The organism is Flavobacterium sp. CS20 (assembly GCF_018080005.1).
Taxonomy (GTDB): Bacteria; Bacteroidota; Bacteroidia; order Flavobacteriales; family Flavobacteriaceae; genus Psychroflexus.
The window spans coordinates 19627-38670 of the sequence record NZ_CP073015.1; the positions used below are offsets into that span (position 1 = coordinate 19627).

Genomic DNA, 19044 nt, shown 5'->3' on the forward strand with positions numbered 1-19044 from the left:
ATGCATATTAAAGTCATAAAACATATAGGAATTCTAATGATTTTGCTTTTATTGAGCTTTAAATCAATAGCTCAGCAAGACCCTAGTTTTACACAATATATGTTTAACACCATGACTATAAATCCTGCTTATGCTGGTACGAGAAATGTTTTAAGCGCAAGTCTTTTGCACAGGTCTCAATGGTTAGGTATTGATGGTGCTCCTGAAACACAAACCTTAAGTGTGCATTCACCAATTAGAGACGGACAAATGGGGCTTGGTCTTAATATAGTTCACGATAAAATCGGTCCTGCTACAACGACTCGTTTTAATGGAAATTACAGCTATATACTTCCAATTGATAGATATACAAGTTTAAGCTTAGGTGTCAGTGCTGGAGCAGATATTTTTGATATCAATTTTTCAGAATTAAATATATTTGACCCAACAGATCCAAACTTTCAAAATGATGTAGAGACTAAATTATCCCCGCAAGTCGGTTTAGGAGCAATGCTATATAATGATATTTATTATGTAAGTTTAAGTGTGCCTAAACTTTTGAGAACTGAATATTATGACGACAATCAAGGTGCAGTATCAGTTGCCAAAGAAAGACTACACTATTATTTAACTGCGGGTTATGTTTTTGATATAAATGATAATGTTAAACTAAAGCCATCTATACTTACACGATTTGTTAGCGGATCACCAGTACGATTAGATTTATCCGCCAATTTTTTAATCAATGATAAATTTTCATTAGGAGGAGCTTATCGCTTATCATCGGCCTATAGTGTGTTATCAACTTATCAAATATCAGACGCATTTTTAATTGGTTTTTCTTATGATAGAGATACATCAGAATTGGTTAACTTTAACGACGGAAGTTTTGAAATATTTTTTAGATATGAACTATTTAAAAGGTATAAAAAAATGTACACTCCTAGATTTTTCTAGATTATGAAAACAAATTACTATATACTAACAATTATAATTTTATTGCCTTTATTAGGTTTTTCACAAATCGATAAGCTTAATGAAGCGAATAAGAAATTTGAAAATTTTGCCTACATCGATGCACAACAAATTTATTTAGAAGTTGCAAAAGCAGGCTATGAATCTGAGAATCTTTTTAAAAAATTAGGTGATTCTTACTATTTCAACAACGACTTAGAAAATGCGGCAAAATGGTATCAAAAACTATACGATTTTTCAGAATCGCTTAACGCAGATTATTTATTTAGATATTCACAATCTTTAAGAGGAGAAGAAAGATACGTTGAAGCCTCTAAAATCATGAAAAAATATGACTCAATAACTCAGACTGATTCAGATATTGGGATAATTGATGAACAACAAGACTATTTAAAATTGATTGAATTACAGTTTGGTAAATTTACTTTAGACACCATTTCTATTAATTCAGATTTATCAGATTTTGCACCAAAATTTGCAAAAGGCAAAATCATTTTTGCTTCCAATAGAAAACGAGCTGATGCAGACCAACGCATCCATGAATGGAACAACCAACCTTTTTTAGACCTCTATGAAGTTGAGGTTGATGAACAATTTACGCCATTATCTCAACCAAAACCTTTAAGTGATGTTATAAATTCTAAATTTCACGAGGCTTCGGCGACGATTACATCAGACGGTAAAACGATTTACTTTACAAGAAATAATTTCTCTGATAACAAATATAAAAAGAGTAAATCAGGCATTAACTTCCTTAAAATTTATAGAGCGAAAAAAGACAAAAATGGAGAATGGCAAACCCCAGAAGAATTACCATTTAATAGTGATGATTACTCGTCAGCTCATCCTGCTTTAAGCCCAGATGAAGACAAACTTTATTTTGCTTCTAACATGCCTGGAACAAAAGGAAAGTCTGATATCTTTGTAGTTGATATTAATAGTGATGGCAGTTTTGGTGAGCCTATCAATTTAGGTTCTAAAGTCAATACAAAAGGGCGTGAAAGTTTTCCTTTCATAAGCAATGACAGCCTATTGTTTTTCTCTTCCAATGGTCATCCAGGTTTAGGAGGCTATGATGTCTTTGTGAGTGAACTTAAAACCGATAAAACCTTTGGAGACCCTTTAAATGTTGGTCGTCCTATAAATAGTATTAAAGATGATATTAGTTTTATTATAGACGGAAAAAGCAAAATTGGTTTTTTTGCCACAAACAGAAATGAAGACGCTAAAGAAGATGATATTTTTAGATTTATTCAAAACGAGGAATTAATAACAAAATGTAAACAATATCTATCAGGTACAGTTAGAGATAAAGATACTAATGAACCTATAGCCACTGTCACAGTAAAGTTATTCGATGCTGATTTAAATCAACTTTCAGTTACAAAATCAGATATCAACGGCGAATATGATTTTGATGTTGAATGCAATAAAAGATATATTGTAAGAATTGAAAAAGATGGTTATAAAACAACAGAAAAACCTTTTAAAACCACTAATGCATATGAAAAAGACTTCAAAGATGTTGTGTTTATGGAAGTTGGTGAAAATCTTGGTGTTAAGAAAGTTGAAAAAGGAGATGACCTAAGAAAAATTCTTCAATTAGATCCGATTTATTTTGAGTTAGATAAGTCAAATATAACATCTCAAGCCAGTGTAGAACTTCAAAAAATTGCTACACTGATGAAACAATATCCTTCGATGAAAATAGATATTCGTTCGCATACAGATAGTCGTGCAGGTGATAATTATAATATGGTTTTATCTCAAGAACGTGCGGAGTCAACCGTTGATTATCTAATCAATCAAGGCATTAATTCTAATAGGCTTTCAGGAAAAGGCTACGGCGAAAGTCAATTGATCAATAAATGTAGCAATGGTGTAGAATGCTCTGAAGAGGAACACGCTTTAAACCGTCGATCTGAATTTATCATTTTAAACAAAAATGAAACTCCAGCAGAGATGAGAGCTAATATAAATGCTCAAATACAAGAAAAAGCAAATAAAGATAAATCAAATGTAGCTTCAACTCTACCACCAACTAAAAAAGTTGTAACCCAAACTTATGATTTTTCATCAGATAGCCCAAAAATATTTACTGTTCAAATTCTGCATCCTTAAGTTCAAAAGTTATTGACATTCCAAGTGTCAGTGGAGAATATCACTTCAAATTTTCAGATGGATATACACGCTATTTCTCTGGTGTTTTTTCTACGCGTTCAGAAGCCGAAGCACATAAAAACACTCTTAAATCAAGAGGTGTAAAAGGGGTATTTGTTGTGGGTTTAGAAGGACCAAATAGGATAATTTTATCAAACTAAAAAAAGTCTTTTATTTAAAATTATGCCTTTTATGTTTCCAGCGTTTATGAGACCAAAAATAATAAGCAGGTTTTTTTAAAATTTGTTGTTCTAAATGTTTAAAATAAATGTCAGTAATCTCATAATTATTTAATTTATTAGCCTTAGTAGTAATAGGAATAAGTTCGACGTCATAAAATCCGCGTTTGCTCTTTTCTATTTTCATATAACACACGCTAAGGTCTAAGCGTTTGGCAAGGACTTCTGCTCCAACAAAAACAGGCGTTTCAACTCCTAAAAAAGTAGTCCAATGCTTAATGTTATCGGCTTTTGGAGATTGGTCAGCTATCATACCATATATGGCTTTCTGATGATTAGCCTGATTTTTCATCATGATTTTTGGGACGTCATTTTTATCGATCATTTCTACGCCAAATCGACTTCTAATTTTTTTCATCAGTTGATCCACGGCTTTATTTCTTATGCGTTTATAAACACCATAACCCTTGAAGTCAGGCTTATATAGTGTAAAAGCGGCAGAATATTCAAAGCTTGCATAATGAGCATATAAGAAAATAATAGATTTGTTTTCTGCCTCAATTGTTTTAATTATATCAGGGTTTTTGATTTTAAAACGTTTCAAAACTTCGCTTTCAGAAATGCTTAAAAGTTTAATCATTTCAAGAAAAATATCACAAAAATGTTTGTAAAAATCTTTAGCAATTCTTTTTCGATGCGATGGGTCATAGTCAGGAAAAGCAAGTTTTAGATTTTCCAACACAACTCTTTTTCGATACCCAATACCGTAGAATGTTATTAAGTAAAAGAGATCTGAAATAATGTAAATAACCCTAAAAGGCAATAGCGAAATGGACTTAAATAAGATATATAGAATAGTGTAAATGACTTTGAACAAGACTTTATTTTGCTACAAAGATATGTATATTTGACATTCTGAAGTTTCACACTTATGCAAGATATTTCTACAGTTAACGTGAGTTCGACTTAAAAGCATAATGAATTTTAGTAAAAACACGAATTGACAACAGTTATGTTTTCATTGTCAAGCCTAATTTTGATATTTCCGAGCATAGTTTTGGGATTCCGTTTTATTCCGAAAAATCACTCAATTTGATGGCTTTATCAAATCGAGTTATTTAAATTTTGAACACAGGTTATTTTAGGCTTATGCTTAAAATTTAATTTCATAAAAAAAGCTGTCTTAGGTTTAATTAAGACAGCTTTTATACAAATATGCCAAACGATACTTAGATGATCTCTATGATTTGCATGGCATTAAACGCTCCGTTATTGAGTATGTACTGTTGTGTATTAATCTCTTGAAAAAATGCTATTTTTAACAGATAATAATCTATACCAGTACTTGAAGGACTTTGAGAAAAACTGAGAATGACATTAGTTTCGTTATTGTCAATCTGCAAATTTTCTTTATTACTTATCACCATATCTCCAGAATTGGCTTCTAAGTCAAAATTTAGCCATGTGGCACTTATTTCGACGTGAGTTGCACCTTGTGGGGTGTTTAAATTAATCTGTGGTACAAATTCTGGAATGCTGATTTCAGCATTGGTTGTGTCCAATTGATAATCGGTTCGTAATACGGCATCCATTCTCGCTTTAGCATTGAAGTCAAAATACTTGAGTATGTTTTTGCCTTCAGGTGTAGCTAAACCTAAACTTACTTTACGTTCGCCACGAATTGATGTGGTGTCCAAGTTTTTAACTTTTGATAACACAGAGGTTAATCTGTACACTTTAGTATTGTCTTGAACATCTGCCAATAAAGTTGATAAAGCTCTACGTAATTTTTTACCTGATTGGGTAATTTCCGCAAACTCTCTGCCGTTTTCTCGGGTTCTTTCAAAAGCAGGATCATTATTGATTCTACTTTTTGAAATACCACTTTTGGTCTTAACACGATATTTCCCGTCTTGATCTCGGTAGAAGGTTAACCCATCTAGAGTGCCTTCGATTTTAATTAATGACTTTTGTTGGGCTATCTTATTATTATTTAAAAATTAAACTAAAAGTTTTGCAAGCCGTTGAGCTTTTTGTCTTGAAGCTTCGTCAATCCTTTATCCGGATAACATGTTGGGATTAACTTTTAAAATAGACAATCCGCTCTTCGGTGTTGCAAGAACAAATGTAGATGCTTGATACAAACTAATTTTAACAATTTTCTCAATAGTAAGTAGTATTTCTTATATCAAGGGATATTTTTTTTATACTCGGATTATTTTCCATTTTAACATCTTTTTTTCCAATTTAACAAGTTTCTTGTTTTGATACTTTAACCATACTTAAGCTATACTTGAGGGTAGGAGGAAATTAGTGGGTAGTTGGTAGTGGGTAGTTTTTAGTTGGTAGTTTTTAGTGGGTAGTTGGTAGTGGGTAGTTTTTAGTGGTGTTTTATTAGTGCTTGATTTTGTTGGGATTTTACTTGTCACAACTTGTTTTATAATTGTTTGTTAGGTTTGCTGATGTGCGTTTTTGTGTTTTAAGTATTTGATATTGAGTTTATAAAAAACAAATTAAATATTTTAACATATTATTAACAAGCAGAAGTTTTTAAATCAGGTTTAACATAAAAGACCTAGCGGTGAAAGCATCAAATGCAACATATCAAAGTAAAATTCGGGTTATACAACCTATAGAACTTGCTTATGTATTAAATGTATGCCATAAAACTGCTAAAAAATATTATGATGAAATTTATTGTTCTGCAAGTGTAGGACATAGACAATATTTATTCACCAACGAGATTGCTGATTATCTTAAACTTGAGATTGAAGAATACAACTACTTTTGCTTAAAAAAACTTCTTATACGCAAATCTGATATTGACCAACCAACGCTGACAAGTATTGAAGATCAATTAAATAAATTGGAAGTTTATTTTAAAGATTCTGGTTTACCCGTAATATATAGCTTACAAATGTTTAAAACGTTTATGAACTATAGTCAAAATCGAGCTAAATTTGAGTACCAATCTATGAAAGAAGATATTGGGATACCTAAGTTTGGTTTAGTTATTAGGCGACATATTCAGGAGCATTATGATATTAAAGTGTCTATGCAAAATTTGGATAGCGATAATATTATTGGAAAGGCTTTTGAAATGATTTCTTGAAACTATTTTGATAGTAAAAAAACAAGGCTATTTTAACCTTAGATTGACCAAAGAAAATATAACTGAGTTATAATTTTAGTCTAAATTTCGCTGTTATTTTTCTCCGTTTTACTTACAAAACGCTCAATTTTAAAACTTTATATAATTGAGTTGTTTAAATTGAACACAGGTTATTTTATATTATTTTAAACGCTATTTGTGTTAAATTCTATAATTTAGAACTTTTAACTTATTAAAGTTTAGCCTATGGGATTTTTACAAAGTGCCATCAATCAAGTGGGTCGAGATTTAGGACGAGTAGCCAGCAATGCTATTTTTAAAGATCGCCATGCTATCCCGATACGACGTGCACCATCTTACCAACAAAAACAGCAACATTACAAAACACAACAGCCTTAAGCACAGCCTATACAGGAGGTTAAAGCTAAATTTGACAGCGCCATAAATTTTAAAACAGGTTATAAACCTAATACTTTAATTTCTAAACTCGGCGGAGCGTTTATCGTTATTAAAAATGAAGCTCGTGCTTTTGTAGATGATGGTTATCTCGATATAGAAGAAAGCCAACAACTCTTTGATATGCTGAAACGCTTTAACCACAAAGTCAGTGATGTGGACGACGTGATGAGTTTTACCGAAGATAAAGATGCTAAGGTTTATGATCAACTCAATGAAATTGTTAAAAAGACCAAAGCCGTTTTTGTTGAAACCCTTGAAGTCTCTATAAAGGCTTGTGAGCAGCGTGCAAAACAATATCAAGAACTGGCCGATCAACAAGAATTTTTTAGTTTTGGGGAATACCTCAAACTACATCTGTTGTGGTTTCCAAAACACGCAAAAGGTGGCGAGAAGAAAAATACACAAGCTATTATTGCCAATATTATCGATGTTGTCACCTTAACTTTTCCTATCACACGCACCGTTTTATTACTGATGGGTTTGACGAGTTATAACAGCCAAAAACAACAACATCAAAATCTGGTAAAAGTTTATCGAAACCAAGCCCAGCAAGAACGCGAACGGGCTGAGGTTTATCAGGGGTTTGTGGAGAAGAATTCTTAGGAATAAGAGAGATATCAAATTTAGTTAGAGAAAAGATTACTATTTTTAGAGTTTAATTAAAGAATGAAACCCTAAATGGCTAAAAAAACCAAAAAACCAAAATCTATTGAAGAAAGCCTATGGCAGTCCTGTGATAAACTTCGTGGTTCCATAGAACCGTCTGAATATAAACATGTTGTCTTGGGTCTAATATTTCTAAAATTCACTAGCGATAAGTTTGAAAAACGCAAACAAGAACTCACTGCTGAAGGCCAAGAGAAATATGTGGAGATGAAGGAGTTTTACAATATGAAAAATGTATTCTTCCTGAATGAAAACTCCCGTTGGTCTTACATCATCAAAAATGCGAAGCAAGACGATATTGCGATAAAAATTGACACTGCCCTACACGACATTGAAAAAAACAATCCATCCTTACGTGGTGCATTGCCCGATAATTATTTTTCACGTTTGGGATTAGATAAATCGAAGTTGGCGACTTTGCTCGATAACATCAATGATATTGATACACTCAAAGACGCTGACCAAGACATTGTTGGTCGTGTGTATGAATACTTCCTGTCCAAGTTTGCTTTAAAAGAAGGCAAAGGAAAAGGCGAGTTTTATACACCCAAAAGCATCGTTAACTTGATTGCTGAAATGATAGAACCTTATCGAGGTATTATTTATGATCCTGCCTGTGGTTCGGGTGGTATGTTCGTGCAATCCATCAAGTTTATTGAAAGCCATCACGGCAATAAAAAAGAAGTGTCTATCTATGGACAAGAATACACCAATACGACTTATAAATTGGCAAAAATGAATCTCGCCATTCGAGGGATCAATGCCAACTTAGGTGACAAAGCCGCCGATACCTTTGGCAACGACCAGCATAAAGATTTAAAAGCTGATTTTATCATGGCCAATCCGCCATTTAACCAAAAGGCTTGGCGTGGCAAAGACGAACTCAATGACGACCCACGTTGGCAAGGTTACGATGTGCCACCGGTGAGCAACGCCAATTATGCCTGGATTTTGAATATCGTTGCCAAACTTTCTGAAGATGGTGTTGCTGGATTTATCTTGACCAACGGTGCTTTATCTGGCGGTGGCGAAGAATATAAAATCCGTAAAAAACTCATTGAAAACGACTTGGTAGAAGCCATTGTGATTTTGCCACAAAATATGTTTTATACCACTAACATCAGTGTAACGCTTTGGATTTTAAACAAAAACAAAAAAGACCGTAGTCTTAAATTACCCGATAAAACGAGACAATTTAAAAATAGAGAAAATGAAATACTTTTTATGGACTTGCGCCAAATTGGTGTGCCATTAGAAAAGAAATTTATACAGTTTTCGCCAGAACAAATAGAACATATTTCCGAAACCTACCATAATTGGCAAGAAGAACATACTGATTATAAGGACGAACCCGAATTTTGTTATGCAGCAAGCAAAGCTGAAATTGAAAAGAAAGACTACTCCCTAGTACCTTCCAAGTATATTGAGTTTATCAATAGAGATGAAAACATTGATTTTGATGATAAAATGAAGGTATTGCAAACTGAAATTAGTGAATTGCTGGAACAAGAAGAACAAAGCAAAGCTGAATTATTAAAAGTTTTTAAAGGTTTAGGTTATGAAATTGGATAAATCTAATCACTATATAACCGAAATAAAACAAATTCTCGCTAAGGCAAGGCAACAAGCATATTCGGCTGTAAACGCTGCAATGATTGAAGCTTACTGGCTCATAGGCAGACGTATAGTTGAAGAAGAGCAAAACGGAAAAGATAGAGCGTCTTATGGAAAAGAAGTAGTCAAAACGCTTTCGGCTGAATTAACTGCTGAATTTGGCAAAGGCTTTTCTGTGACTAATTTACAGAGTTTCAGAAAGTTTTACCTGATATTCAGTGATTTAAAAATTCAACAGACATCGTCTGTTAATTCTGGTGATTCCATTTGGCAGACGCTGTCTGCTAAATTAAGTTGGTCTCATTACGAAAGGCTAATACGCGTTGAAAATCAAGATGCTAGAGCCTATTACCTCAATGAAGCCGCTGAGCAAAATTGGTCTGTAAGAACACTAGACCGAAACATTTCTACGCTGTACTATCAACGTCTCATTTCTTCACAAAAGAAAAATGAAGTAGAACAAGAAATGCATGAGGAAACTGCTGACATAAAACCCCAAGCAGATGACTTTATTCGTAATCCTTCGGTGCTAGAATTTTTGAATCTTCCGGTTAGTAAATCTTATACAGAAAACGAATTAGAACAAAGCCTTATTGATAATTTGCAAGACTTTTTGTTGGAATTAGGTAAAGGCTTTTCTTTTGTTGCCAGACAAAAACACATCCGAACAGAAACCACCGATTTTTTTATCGACTTGGTCTTCTATAACTATATTTTAAAGTGTTTTGTGATTGTAGAATTAAAAACCAACAAACTCACTCATCAAGATGTCGGGCAATTGGATATGTATGTCCGTATGTTCGACGATCTGGAAACCACCGAAACCGACAATCCCACCATAGGTATTTTACTCTGTACCGAAAAAGACGAAACCATTGTTAAATACTCTGTATTGAATGAAAATAAACAGCTCTTTGCAAACAAATACCTGCCCTATCTACCAACAGAAGAAGAATTGGAAGCTGAAATAGAACGCGAAAAAATCATGATTAAACAAAAATCAGGGCAATGAAAAATAACTATAAACGACTTGGTGATTATATTGAGTTAGTCGATGAACGAAATGAAGATTTGGCTATTGATATTTTACTTGGTCTAAGCATTAGTAAAGAATTTATTCCTTCTGTTGCCAATACAATTGGCACCAATATGAAGAGGTATAAAATTGTGCATAAAAATCAATTTGCATGTAGTATTATGCAGGTTCGTAGAGATGGAAAAATGCCTGTTGCTATTCTAAAATCTCATGATAAAGCCATTATTTCTCAAGCATATCCAGTTTTTAAAGTAAAAGATGAGTCAGTTCTAAATCCTGATTATCTAATGATGTGGTTTAAACGAAAAGAATTTGATAGAGAAGCCACGTTTCATGCCGTTGGTGGAGTTCGTGGAAGCTTAGAATGGGGAGATTTTATGAACTTTAAACTTCCCATCCCACCCATCGAAAAACAACGCGAAATCGTAGCCGAATACAATGCCGTGGACAACCGCATCCGCATCAACGAACAACTCAACCAAAAGCTAGAAGAAACCGCACAAGCGATTTATAAGGAGTGGTTTGTGGATTTCAACTTTCCTATTACAGCGGAAAGTTGTCCTGAACTCGTTTCAGGGTCTCCTGAATTAGTGGGTCAGCCTTATAAATCTTCTGGTGGGAAAATGGTTTATAATGAAGAATTGGATAAAGAGATTCCTAAGGGGTGGGAAGTAATTGAATTTCAAGAAATAACAGAGATTACAAGCGGAAAGACTTTAAAAACAAAATCTGGAGATAAATATCCGGTTTATGGTGCAGGTGGAATTACTTGTTATACAAATGTTTTTTTATATGAAAGTACCGTGATAATTATTGGAAGAGTTGGAACTCATGGTAAAGTTTTCATCGAGCATGGCAAATCTTGGCCTACAGATAATACACTAGTTTTTATACCTAAATATTTATATTACTCATACTTTATTTTGAAATATCTGAATTATGATGAGTTAAATAAAGGTGGAGTTCAAGCATTATTAACTCAAACAGACTTAAAGCAACTCAAAATAATTTTTCCTAAAATCAGATTAGCTGATTTTGAAAAAAAAATGTCTGGTATATTTAAGTTTAATAAGAATTTAGAAACAAAAAAACTTGAAAAATTAAAAGACTTGCTCCTTTCAAAGATGAGTAAGGTTGAAGTTGAAAAGGAAATGGAATGATAAAAATATTACAGGTTTAAGCATATCTTTTAAACCCAAAAAAACAGGCAAATGAATTTTAAATCACTCGTACAACAACATTCATGGTTAAGCATTGAAGCTATTTTATTTGATTTATATCCTGACGAAGCGAAGAATAGTTCAGGATACCGAGAGGTTTACGAAAAACTTTTATTGATGTCAGCTGCAGACTTCACAAATGAGCATTGTGGTGAAGAATTGTAAAGATGATTTTGATGGAGAAGAATACGTTGATGTTTCAGGATTATATCAGCATCCGCAAAGCAAAGAAGAAAATTATATCCTGATGCCATAGAATTTACACCCTGGAAAGAATGGCTAGGTATGGAAATTCACCCAGATAATTTTACCGATTTTTCAGAATTAGAAATCATTGCCCATTGCCTGCATGAAATGACCTTTGTTGGTTTTGAAGAAGAAGAAATTCAAGAAGAACTGCAACGCATCGATAAAATTTCAGAAGATTATAAAAACATGACCGATGAAGAAAAAAAAGCCAACACCACTTCATTGGATGAGCTTTTGAAGGATTTAGAAAATGAAGATGATAAAGAGGATGAGTAGTTATAATCCTAAATATCACCACCGCAGATCTATCCGCTTAAAAGGATATGATTACACGCAGGAAGGATTGTACTTTATTACGCTTTGTATTCAAGACCGAGAACATATTTTTGGAGAAATTAAAAATGGCGACATGCATTTAAACGCTTTCGGAAAAATAGCCGAACATGAATGGCTTAACACTGCAAACATAAGAGATAACGTATCGCTTCATGAATACATCATCATGCCCAACCATATACATGGCATCATAGAAATTACATTTCAAAAAGAAACAGCCAATGAAATAGGCGCATTCAAATCGCCTTCCCAAAGCATCGGATCCATTATTCGTGGCTATAAAATAGCCACGATAAAAAGGATTAAGGATTTTATAAATTCAAATTTAAAGGATTATAAAAGGGAATTAAAAGAGGGAGATAAAAAAGAAAATTATAGGGGCGAATTAAAAGAGGGAGATAAAAAAGAAAATTATAGGGGCGAATTAAAAGAGGGAGATAAAAAAGAAAATTATAGGGGCGAATTAAAAGAGGGAGATAAAAAAGAAAATTATAGGGGCGAATTAAAAGAGGGAGATAAAAAAGAAAATTATAGGGGCGAATTGCAATTCGCCCCAACGGGTTCCGCCCCAACGGGTTCCGCCCCAACGGGTTCCGCCCCAACGGGTTCCGCCCCAACGGGTTCCGCCCCAACGGAAAAACCCGCCCTGGCGGCAACGAGAAAAATCATTAATTTAGATTTCAAAATCTGGCAGCGTAATTATTACGAACATATTATTCGGAATAAAAAAGCTTATAAAAATATATCGAATTATATCATCAACAACCCCAAAAAATGGGAAGAAGATAAATTCAATAAGAAAGATTAGGGGAAACCAAGCTTTAAAAATAAATGAGCAATATGAAATTTACCGAAGCAAAATTAGAACAAGCCATTGCAGACTTGCTACAACAGCAAGGCTATCCACATATATTGGGTTCAAGCATTTCCCGAAATGAAGAGGATGTTCTAATTGAAGCTGATATTCATGAGTTTTTAAGCAAGAAATACAAAGTTCAAAACATAACCGAACAAGAGATTGAGCAAATCATAAGAGAGTTAAAGGTTTTACCAAGCTCAGACCTTTACGAAAGCAACAAAACATTTACCAGGTATTTAACAGATGGTTTTAGTTTAAAAAGGGAAGATAGAAATCAAAAAGACATTTGGATTTACTTAGTCGATTTTGAAAATATTGAAAACAATAATTTCAAATTTATTACTCAATTAGAAATCACAGGGAATCACAAACGCATTCCCGATGGCATTATCTATGTTAATGGTTTTCCATTAGTTGTGTTTGAGTTTAAGACTGCTATAGAGGAAGATACAACTATTCACGATGCTTATAAACAACTAACGACTCGATATAAAAGGGACATTCCAGAACTTTTTAAATATAATTCGTTTTGCGTCATCAGTGATGGTGCAAACAATAAGTCAGGATCTTTCTTTGTCGCTTATGAGTATTATTATGCCTGGAGAAGAATCTCTATAAATACAAAAGATGTAGATGGAATAGACAGTTTACATTCTTTGATAGAAGGTATGTTAAATCAAAGGAGACTGATAGACATCGTTAAAAACTTTGTGTATATACCAGATTCTTCAAAAAAAGATGAAAAAATTGTTTGTCGTTATCCACAGTATTATGCTGTAAGATCATTGTTTAAGAGTATTAAAAAAGCACAGAAGCCTTTGGGTAACGGTAAGGGAGGAACGTATTTTGGAGCTACTGGAAGTGGAAAAAGTTACACCATGCTATATTTGGCAAGACTGCTTATGAAAAGTGATTTTTTTGAGAATCCTACCTTGGTTTTAATCACAGACAGAACAGATCTTGATGAACAGCTTTCGGGTCAGTTTACCAATGCCAAAACCTTTATAGGAGATGATAATATACAAAGTGTTGAAAGCAGAGCAGAGCTTAGAGAATTAATGCAGAATAGAGCAAGTGGTGGTGTATTCTTAACTACCATTCATAAATTCACAGAGGATACAGATTTATTAACAGAACGCAATAACGTCATCTGTATTTCAGACGAAGCACATAGAAGTCAAATCAACTTAGACCAAAAAATTAGAATTACTCAAAATGGAGTAAAGAAAACTTTTGGCTTTGCAAAATATCTTCACGATTCATTACCAAATGCAACTTATGTTGGTTTTACAGGAACACCAATAGACTCAACCTTAGATGTATTTGGCGAAGTCGTAGATGCTTACACTATGACGGAGTCAGTCAAAGACGAAATCACCGTAAAAATAGTGTATGAAGGTAGAGTCGCAAGAATTGCTTTAGAAAATACTGAATTAGCTAAAATAGAAGAATACTATAAAGTTGCTGAAGAAGAAGGTGCTAATGAGTATCAGGTTGAAAAGAGCAAAAAGCAAACCGCCAACATGAATACTATTTTAGGAGATCCTGATCGTCTAAAAGCCTTAGCAGAAGACTTTGTGGAACACTATGAAAAGAGAGTAATTGAGGGTTCTACAGTGAAAGGTAAAGCTATGTTTGTGAGTAGTTCCAGAGATATTGCTTATCATTTTTATCTCAATTTACTCAAACTTAGACCTGAGTGGGGAGAAGTGCTATCTGCAGAAAAAGGAGCAACACTAACCGAGAGAGAGAAAAAAGAAATTAAACCTATAGAACGTGTCAAGCTGATTATGACAAGAAATCAAGATGATCCAGAAGGAATGTACAATCTACTCGGCAATAAAGAATATAAAAAAGAATTGGATAGGCAGTTCAAAAATGAAAAATCAAACTTTAAGATTGCTATAGTAGTTGATATGTGGTTAACAGGTTTTGATGTACCGTTTTTAGACACTATTTACATAGATAAGCCCATTCAAAAACACAGTTTAATTCAGACCATTTCAAGAGTTAACAGAAGATTTAAAGGAAAAAATAAAGGTTTAGTAGTTGATTATATTGGGATTAAAAATCAGATGAACCTTGCTTTAGCGATGTTTTCGAATACAGCTGCTAAAAACTTTGAGGACATAGATCAATCCTTAATCGTAGTCAAAAATCATTTGGACTTACTTAGCAAATTATTTCACAAATTTGATAGTCAGACATATTTCACTGGGTCATCATTAGCTCAGCTGAATACTTTAAACCTGGCAGTTGAATTTATTCAGCAATCTAAAGACACAGAAAACAGATTTATGGCTTTAGTCAAAAGACTTAAAGCGACTTATGATATTTGTACAGGAAGTGAAAAACTTACACAAAGACAAAGATATTATACACATTTTTATCTCGCAGTTCGTTCTATTATTGCGAAATTGACAAAAGGATCTGCACCAGATACTGCTCAAATGAATAAAAAGGTGAAAGAAATGATTACCAATGCACTCCAAAGTCAGGGCATAGAAGAAATCTTAAAAATGGGTGAAGATGGAGTGACTGAACAAAATATATTTGACGAAGATTACTTAAGTAAAATCAATAAAATAAAGTTACCCAATACCAAGATTAAGATCCTTCAAAAACTGTTGTCATAGGCCATTAGCCAAATTAAAAAAGTAAATAAAGTTAAAGGTGTTGACTTTTCAAAGAAGATGGAAGTTTTAGTAGAGCGCTATAATGAAAGAGATAAAAATGATGTTCTGAAAAGTGAGGTATATGAAGATATGGCAAATCAAATTACAGATATGATTATGCAAATTCAGGAAGAAATGCAAGCAGGCAATGAACTGGGGATTGGTTTTGAAGAAAAGGCCTTTTATGATATACTTTTGTTATTGTGTGAAAAATATGATTTCACATATCCAAAAGACAAACTCATTGAGCTTGCTAAAGAAGTAAAACAACTTGTTGATGAACAAGCAAAATTTCCAGACTGGAGCAAACGTCAAGATATAAAATCAGCCTTAAAAGTGGAACTTATATTATTACTTGATAAACACAATTATCCACCAGTCAAAAGGGATGAAGTTTATGAAGAGATATTCGAACAAGCAGAGAATTTTAAGGCTAATCGTTAGTTATCTGACATTCTTTAATATTAAATTTTGTGTGTGATTTTTTAAAGCTTATAATTAATGTTTTTAATAGCACTATTGCAAAATTTTAAAAAAGATAAAACCAAATTGAACAGTTTTAAAGAAATTACCGAGACTTTAAACCAAAGATCAAAATAGTTTGACTAAGGATTTTTGAAATTTAGCGATGTTAGTTAAATATGAAATAGTACTATCAAGATCTAAACTTTTGTTGCTGTCTATAATTCTATAATCAGATTTTATATGGGCAATGCTCATTGTCTTACCTAATCTGCCAGATTTTTTGATGTTGATTTGGTTCTTTTTGGCTTCATTAAGCAATACTTTTCTGTATTGGTCTCTTATCTTTTTTCTGTTAGTTCCGTCTTTAACATAGAGTTTAAAAACAAGTTTATTTTCTTCTAATTGTAAATACTGTTGGACTTTTGTGCTTTTAAAATACTGTTGGATAAGACTCAAACCCGAGAAATCCGCCTTGTGCTACATAAGCCCATTGCCCATCAATTCAAGTGTTTTTGTAAGATAAGACCAATCAAACCCGAGAAATCCGCCTTTAGCGTTTGATCTGTTCCACATAAGCAATATCTTTAGTTTTAAAAGCATTGCCCATCAATTTGTTTATAGTTACCTTGTTCAATCATTTTATAATAGATGAGTTTGATATCAACATCACTATTGTAGTGTTTTTTAGCTATATTATGATATCTTTCTAATTGATTGGAATGTGCTTTACTGTATGTTTTGTCTTCTATCACGATAAAAATACTATCGTTGACAAGTGCAGAAACATCAATTTTTTTCCATTGTTTTTTTACTTTTATACTTTCAATTTCAAAATTTTCATCTTTTTGAATTAAAAGCTTTACAAAGGACTTTGCTAATTCATGTAATTTTTCATTACTGTTTTTGTGCTTTTTATCAGCCCAAGCGATTAACCAAGCGATAAAAGCATCTTGAGACAATTCTGAGGTTGCGAAATTAAATAGGTTTGGTTTCATAATTATAATTTTTGAAATTGTTAGTATTTGATATTTTATAAAACTAATAAATTTACCGCTTTTTTTACGTCATTATCCGTAATTTCTTTAATATGATAATTTAGCTTTTCCAAATGAGGGTGTAGTTTAGAGTTGGCTTCTATGCTATCTAAACTCGTGGTTTTAGCTTGCTTTTCTATCAAAGTTTTAATGTCTGAAAATTCTAAGCTTGAATGTTCTATAAGTTTTTGTGCCATATTTAAGAGTAGCGTTTTCTCTTTGTTTAATAGGTCTTGGGCTAACTTTTGTGCTTTTAGTATGATTACTTCAGCTTCTTTTTGCAAGTCTGAAATAGGCTCATATAAACCATATTTATTCTGTAAAGACTCAATGTGATAAAAGCCTAATTTTGAACCCATAGCATTTTCATAAAGAGACTTTATAATAAGGTTGGTTACTTTTTTTAAATCGGAGCTTGAGCCCAACGAGATCAAGTCTTCTCCAAAAATTAAACGTTCAGCTTCTAAGCCTCCTAATGCTCTTCTTGCTAAATTGATGAGGTCTTTTTTAGCAATTAATTTATCCTCAAAATCTATATGGGTAAAACCATCGCTATTTGTGTTTGCTGTTGTTGAGGTGAGCTGCTTTGGAATTTCGTTTGATAAAACAATGCTCAATACAGCATGTCCAGATTCATGGATAGCTGTAACAGCTTGTTTGTTTTTATTTGTAGATTGTCTTATGTTATCTAATGAGGCATCAATTGTTAAGTCTAATTCTTCAACACAATTTTCTTGGTTCATGTAGATGATATGAAGCGTATTTGTATGATATGAGATTCTTATTTCATCTGCATTAAACTTTTTTAAAACCAAGTAGCTTAAAATCTGCCCTAAATTAGCATCAATAAAAGTTTTTAAACTACTTTTTAATGGTCTTACACCTTGAGTTGGATAAACACCATTATTATAAATCATTTGGTTAACCGAAGGTGCAAATTTCAGTTTGATGTTGTAGTTTGATTGAAAATCATATTTAAGATTTTTAAAATGTTTATCTATAATATTGCTATAAGCCGATTTATTTAAGGCTGGATATATGATATGATTATTGCCTAATCTGGAAATCTGTTCGTTTCTGAAACGTTTTTTCAATGCTTCTTTAATTTCTGGGATTTTAATTTCTAATGATTGCTTGCGAAAGGCATCAGCATTTAAGTCTGGGTTATAATCACTACTCATTTCATAGGCTTCGTCAAGGTTGCCAATTATAAATATGAGTGATTTACTCATATTACCTTTTTCTGTTTTACGTTTTCTTTTAGAAGCTTCATAAAGAATACCTAAGAGTTGAGTTTCATCAAGCTGGAAGAAATAGGTTTCAAAATCTAAAATATTCTCAAATTGATCTTGGAATAATTTATAAAGATTATGTCGCTCTACACGGTCAACATACTCATAAGATTTGCTCTTAAAATCCTTGTAAAAATTCCTTAAATATTGTTCAAGTTTCTTAGGTTGTTCATCGTAATAGATGCGACCATTTTTAAGCTTAAATCCATTTTCAATCCATATTTGTAAAGTTTCATACCATTTTAAATAGCCATTGACATCTCTAATGTGAAGCTTCATATCAAATTCCCCAACATCAAGAAAATCCCAAAGATTAAACTTCATATCAACATCTTTTTCAGTACCGTCATCATAGAGTGTTCTCAAATGTTGAAATTCATCAAAACAAAAAATATAATCTTCATTTTCATAAACATCGATGGCTTCTGATAATTGTCGATCTATATCTTTATGCTTTTCACTATTCATTTCAAAACGAAAAAACGCCTGTTCTTTGTTTAAAAGCTTAACTAATCGCTTGACTAAAGCGGTTTTCCCCGTGCCTGTTAATCCCCACAGATTTACAATTAATGGATGTGTTTGGGTTTCATTAAATAAATACCAAGGTTGCATACTTTCAATAATTTGGTCTATTGCTTTATCAATACCAAAAAACTCTTGTTTTAGGATGGTTTTTATATGATTAAGTTTATTTGTTTTTTGCTGAAGATGTTTGAAATTCATAAGTATGCGGT

The 19044-nt window shown here is 32.7% G+C and carries 15 protein-coding genes and 2 pseudogenes; 12 read left to right on the forward strand and 5 right to left on the reverse strand.

Annotation, left to right across the window (positions count from 1 at the left end):
- Genes IGB25_RS00065 through IGB25_RS14550 form a run of 3 tightly spaced genes read left to right on the forward strand, consistent with a single transcriptional unit; the run spans window position 1 to window position 3275 of the window.
- Window positions 1-936, forward strand: coding sequence for a type IX secretion system membrane protein PorP/SprF (locus IGB25_RS00065; protein ID WP_211065632.1), 936 nt, complete (start codon window positions 1-3; stop codon window positions 934-936).
- Window positions 937-939: 3 nt separating this feature from the next.
- Window positions 940-3075 carry an OmpA family protein gene (locus tag IGB25_RS00070; protein ID WP_247653547.1) on the forward strand — a complete coding sequence of 712 codons (2136 nt, stop codon included), beginning with the start codon at window positions 940-942 and terminating at the stop codon, window positions 3073-3075.
- Between the two features lie 17 nt (window positions 3076-3092).
- Entirely contained in the window at window positions 3093-3275 is a 183-nt protein-coding gene (locus tag IGB25_RS14550; RefSeq protein WP_247653764.1) for an SPOR domain-containing protein, read from the forward strand.
- 10 nt (window positions 3276-3285) lie between these two features.
- Here the strand turns inward: IGB25_RS14550 and IGB25_RS00075 are convergent, their stop codons facing one another.
- Both IGB25_RS00075 and IGB25_RS00080 read right to left on the reverse strand, forming a co-directional pair.
- The gene (locus tag IGB25_RS00075) at window positions 3286-4170 is read right to left on the reverse strand and encodes a lysophospholipid acyltransferase family protein (RefSeq protein WP_211065633.1); all 885 of its coding nucleotides are present in this window, start codon (window positions 4168-4170) and stop codon (window positions 3286-3288) included.
- Between the two features lie 352 nt (window positions 4171-4522).
- A complete protein-coding gene (locus IGB25_RS00080; RefSeq protein WP_247653548.1) occupies window positions 4523-5029 on the reverse strand; it encodes a hypothetical protein in 507 nt (168 codons plus the stop codon).
- A gap of 845 nt (window positions 5030-5874) precedes the next feature.
- On the opposite strand from IGB25_RS00080, the gene IGB25_RS00085 reads away from it, so the two are divergent.
- From IGB25_RS00085 to IGB25_RS00130, 9 genes and pseudogenes are all read left to right on the forward strand, one after another.
- Window positions 5875-6405, forward strand: a complete 531-nt coding sequence (locus IGB25_RS00085) for a hypothetical protein (RefSeq protein WP_211065634.1) — start codon at window positions 5875-5877, stop codon at window positions 6403-6405.
- A gap of 246 nt (window positions 6406-6651) precedes the next feature.
- Window positions 6652-6804 carry a hypothetical protein gene (locus IGB25_RS00090; RefSeq protein ID WP_211065635.1) on the forward strand — a complete coding sequence of 51 codons (153 nt, stop codon included), beginning with the start codon at window positions 6652-6654 and terminating at the stop codon, window positions 6802-6804.
- 180 nt (window positions 6805-6984) lie between these two features.
- Window positions 6985-7467 (forward strand): hypothetical protein, encoded by a 483-nt coding sequence (locus IGB25_RS00095; protein ID WP_211065636.1) that lies wholly within the window; start codon window positions 6985-6987, stop codon window positions 7465-7467.
- Window positions 7468-7542: 75 nt separating this feature from the next.
- Window positions 7543-9102 (forward strand): class I SAM-dependent DNA methyltransferase, encoded by a 1560-nt coding sequence (locus IGB25_RS00100; protein ID WP_211065637.1) that lies wholly within the window; start codon window positions 7543-7545, stop codon window positions 9100-9102.
- Complete coding sequence (locus IGB25_RS00105) at window positions 9089-10156, forward strand: YhcG family protein (protein WP_211065638.1); 1068 nt, start codon at window positions 9089-9091, stop codon at window positions 10154-10156. Before IGB25_RS00100 ends, IGB25_RS00105 begins: the two co-directional genes overlap by 14 nt.
- Window positions 10153-11340, forward strand: a complete 1188-nt coding sequence (locus tag IGB25_RS00110; RefSeq protein ID WP_211065639.1) for a restriction endonuclease subunit S — start codon at window positions 10153-10155, stop codon at window positions 11338-11340. The genes IGB25_RS00105 and IGB25_RS00110 overlap by 4 nt, the downstream gene beginning before the upstream one ends.
- Window positions 11341-11391: 51 nt before the next feature.
- Window positions 11392-11925, forward strand: a pseudogene (locus IGB25_RS15285) (DUF6557 family protein).
- A complete protein-coding gene (locus tag IGB25_RS14555) occupies window positions 11900-12793 on the forward strand; it encodes a transposase (protein ID WP_247653549.1) in 894 nt (297 codons plus the stop codon). Before IGB25_RS15285 ends, IGB25_RS14555 begins: the two are co-directional and overlap by 26 nt.
- A 32-nt stretch (window positions 12794-12825) precedes the next feature.
- Window positions 12826-15963: pseudogene (locus tag IGB25_RS00130) on the forward strand (type I restriction endonuclease subunit R).
- A gap of 147 nt (window positions 15964-16110) precedes the next feature.
- Here the strand turns inward: IGB25_RS00130 and IGB25_RS00135 are convergent.
- The 3 genes from IGB25_RS00135 to IGB25_RS00145 all read right to left on the reverse strand — a co-directional run bounded on the left by IGB25_RS00135 (window position 16111) and on the right by IGB25_RS00145 (window position 19033).
- Entirely contained in the window at window positions 16111-16440 is a 330-nt protein-coding gene (locus tag IGB25_RS00135; protein ID WP_211065642.1) for a hypothetical protein, read from the reverse strand.
- Window positions 16441-16574: 134 nt separating this feature from the next.
- The gene (locus IGB25_RS00140) at window positions 16575-16979 is read right to left on the reverse strand and encodes a PD-(D/E)XK nuclease family protein (RefSeq protein WP_211065643.1); all 405 of its coding nucleotides are present in this window, start codon (window positions 16977-16979) and stop codon (window positions 16575-16577) included.
- Between the two features lie 35 nt (window positions 16980-17014).
- A complete protein-coding gene (locus IGB25_RS00145; protein WP_211065644.1) occupies window positions 17015-19033 on the reverse strand; it encodes a hypothetical protein in 2019 nt (672 codons plus the stop codon).
- Between the last annotated feature and the right edge of the window lie 11 nt (window positions 19034-19044).